General features: G+C 63.1%; 2 protein-coding genes and 1 pseudogene. 1 reads left to right on the plus strand and 2 read right to left on the minus strand.

Annotated elements, in window-relative coordinates:
- A partial coding sequence (gene ssb / locus BLX41_RS33565; RefSeq protein WP_185073433.1) for a single-stranded DNA-binding protein occupies positions 1 to 326 on the plus strand: 326 nt, incomplete at its 5' end.
- Positions 327 to 422: 96 nt separating this feature from the next.
- Here ssb and BLX41_RS07050 read toward each other — a convergent pair.
- Both BLX41_RS07050 and BLX41_RS34645 read right to left on the minus strand, forming a co-directional pair.
- The gene (locus tag BLX41_RS07050; protein ID WP_123724307.1) at positions 423 to 1,475 is read right to left on the minus strand and encodes a hypothetical protein; all 1,053 of its coding nucleotides are present in this window, start codon (positions 1,473 to 1,475) and stop codon (positions 423 to 425) included.
- A 14-nt stretch (positions 1,476 to 1,489) separates the two neighbouring features.
- A pseudogene (locus tag BLX41_RS34645) lies at positions 1,490 to 2,364 on the minus strand (hypothetical protein); the annotation flags it as partial.

Consider the following 2,364-nt stretch of genomic DNA (forward strand, 5'->3'; position numbering starts at 1 on the left):
AGGTCGCGGAGATTGCGGGTGAGTACCTGCGCAAGGGTTCCCAGGTCTACATCGAGGGCAAACTGCAGACCCGCGAGTGGGAAAAAGACGGCATCAAGCGCTACACCACCGAGATCATTGTCGACATGCAGGGCACCATGCAACTGCTGGGTGGCCGTCCTCAGGGTGACCAGCAAGGCCAGGGCGGCATGTCCAACTCGGCACCGCGTCCTCAACAGTCCCGTCCTGCTCCGCAGCCACAGCGTGAGTCGCGTCCAGCGCCACAGCAGGCCGCTCCGCAGCCGGCACCGGATTTCGACAGCTTTGATGACGATATTCCGTTCTGATCACTCCCTCGAGCGCTCAGCACCGTTGAAAAAGGGGCCCCGTACAGGGCCCCTTTTTTATGCCGGACTGTTTCCTTTCAGGCGTCGGGACTGGGTTCAAAGTTGCACTCGTCGCAATCGACCGCTCAGTGCAACCACCTGACGATCCGGCGTGGGAATCGGCCGTCCGCTGAGGCCCATGCCTTCGCTCACCAACACCGCTCCCTCGACGCAGCACAGGTTGGATGGCGTATCCAGGTTGTTGGCTAGCACCTGCACACTGCGTTGCTGCAGGTCGCAGCGCAGCAGGCGTCCACTGAAGCGGGCAAAGCCGCCGTGCAAGACTTCGCCGGACCAGTCGGGCTGCAAGGGCTGCAACAACCGGTCGCACAGTTCCAGCACCAGAATCCGCTCCTGCGGGTCCAGCGCCAGCCCGGTGGGCAGTTGCAGCCCGCGAATCAGCACCTCGATCCTGCCGCTCTCGGGCCAGACCCGGATCACCTGGCCCGCCTTGTCGGCGAAGTCGATGCCCTTTCGCGCCGGGTCACGGTGCAGTTCGCCAGAGAACAGGCTGATCAGCACCGCGTCGGTCTGTGGCTCATGAATCAGGGTTACGGGCACGGCTTCCTGGCCCTGGTCCAGGTCGGGCAGTTGGGCCAGGACCTGCTCCCCGTCCTGGGTGAGCTCCACCAACTGGTTGGTATCGGGCTTGACCGCCAGCCAGCTCTGGCGCGAGGGGTGATAGCACAGCGAGTTGAGGTTGCCGCGGCTGTGGAACAGTGGCTCGGGCGGACTGTATTGCAGGTCCAGAAGCTTCGAGCCGGCGACGTAATCGGTCTGGCTGGCGAGGTAGAGCCCGCCACCGAAGGCAATGTCCGATAGCCCCATGATTTCGTCGCGCAGCATCCGCGACTGCATGTTCATCGAGCGAAAACCCTTGGCCAGAACCTCGGGTGGCAGGTAGGTGCCAGGGGCGCGAGGGGCTGCTCGCAGGCGGCTGATACGACCGCTGAACGCTTGGTCCGGCAGGCCTGAACCGGCCTCCACCAGCAGCAGGCTGTCATCGTTTTCCACGCAGACACCGCGAGGATTGAGCAGGCCCTGGGCGATGAAGCTGCTTGAGCGCAGCAACTGTTCCGGCTGGGCGGGAATGTGCAAAGCAACGGGCATGGTCTTCTCCTTGTTCAAGGCTGCCAGGGCGTGCCGTTGAGATAGGCGGTCAGCAGGGAGCGTTGGCTCGGCGACATCGAGCGCACCACGGACATGTACAAGGTGGTGTTCTGGTACTCGGGAGATATCCGGGCCAGGATCGCCTGTTTGTAACCCATCACCGCGTCGGGTTGATTGAGCTGGATGTAGCGCGACATGGCGGGGAAGGCCAGGTAATGAAAGCGCAGGACGTTTTGAAACGCCTGTTCCCAGGTGACGATGCTGCCTGTTGGAACGCCGAAGTCGCTCCAGGCGTATTTGCGGAAGTTGCTGAAGCTCTGGGTCAGGGGGTTGTCGTCGATGGTGTAGGTCAGTGTGGTGAAGCCGGCCTGGGTATTGGAACCGGCGACGGGGGCGACGTTGAAACTCACCGAAGGTTGACCGGCTGCTACCGTTACCGAGTTCGGAAGCTCCAGGAAGTCCCAGTAGCGGTTGGCTTGATAGACGGCGGTGGCCGAGGCGTCAATGCTGATCGGCGTATCCTCCTGTACCGGCGCTCCCAGGTAACGGACTTGCAAGGTGATCTGCACGCCGGTGCTGTCGGGGTCTAGGTAGGTGTTGCGCTGATCGCTGTAGACTCGGTACGCGCATTCGGGGGCCGACAGCGCCGGATTGCGGGCGTTCCCAGGGGCGCTGATGCACAACGGCGTACTCTGCACCAACTGTGTCTGGGTCGAGTTGAGCGGCACGTCGATGATGCCGCCGTAGCGGTAGTAGTCCTGCAGCAGCGGGTTGCTGGGCTCAAAGCTCGCCAGGGGCGTCGCTCCGGCCGCGACGGTGACGGTCCCGTAGTTGGCGTTGGGGCCGATGGGGCTGGTGATATCGTCGCGTACAACCCTGAACGTCTGCT

Source organism: Pseudomonas protegens (assembly GCF_003732485.1).
Lineage (GTDB): Bacteria > Pseudomonadota > Gammaproteobacteria > Pseudomonadales > Pseudomonadaceae > Aquipseudomonas > Aquipseudomonas protegens_B.

What these genes read in the sequence shown, in the direction of transcription:
- BLX41_RS07050 (WP_123724307.1), bottom strand. Translation starts at nt 1,475, where the DNA reads ATGCCCGTTGCTTTGCACATTCCCGCCCAGCCGGAACAGTTGCTGCGC.